The organism is Klebsiella sp. CN_Kp104 (assembly GCF_040064515.1).
Lineage (GTDB): Bacteria > Pseudomonadota > Gammaproteobacteria > Enterobacterales > Enterobacteriaceae > Klebsiella > Klebsiella aerogenes.
This window is the reverse complement of record NZ_JBEAII010000022.1, coordinates 1-705: the sequence shown is the minus strand read 5'-3', so window position 1 is coordinate 705 and position 705 is coordinate 1. Positions and strand designations below refer to the sequence as shown.

Here is a 705-nt window from a genome sequence, read left to right as displayed (position 1 = left end):
CTTCGGCGTTGTAAGGTTAAGCCTCACGGTTCATTAGTATCGGTTAGCTCAACGTATCGCTACGCTTACACACCCGACCTATCAACGTCATCGTCTTTAACGTTCCTTCAGGAGACTTAAAGTCTCAGGGAGAACTCATCTCGGGGCAAGTTTCGTGCTTAGATGCTTTCAGCACTTATCTCTTCCGCATTTAGCTACCGGGCAATGCCATTGGCATGACAACCCGAACACCAGTGATGCGTCCACTCCGGTCCTCTCGTACTAGGAGCAGCCCCCCTCAATTCTCCAGCGCCCACGGCAGATAGGGACCGAACTGTCTCACGACGTTCTAAACCCAGCTCGCGTACCACTTTAAATGGCGAACAGCCATACCCTTGGGACCTACTTCAGCCCCAGGATGTGATGAGCCGACATCGAGGTGCCAAACACCGCCGTCGATATGAACTCTTGGGCGGTATCAGCCTGTTATCCCCGGAGTACCTTTTATCCGTTGAGCGATGGCCCTTCCATTCAGAACCACCGGATCACTATGACCTGCTTTCGCACCTGCTCGCGCCGTCACGCTCGCAGTCAAGCTAGCTTATGCCATTGCACTAACCTCCTGATGTCCGACCAGGATTAGCTAACCTTCGTGCTCCTCCGTTACTCTTTGGGAGGAGACCGCCCCAGTCAAACTACCCACCAGACACTGTCCGCAACCCCGAT

At 53.9% G+C, this 705-nt stretch carries 1 rRNA gene; it reads right to left on the bottom strand.

The annotated features are described in order from the left end of the window. Positions 1–12: 12 nt before the first annotated feature. Positions 13–705: ribosomal RNA gene (locus ABLU80_RS13505) — 23S ribosomal RNA — on the bottom strand; the annotation flags it as partial.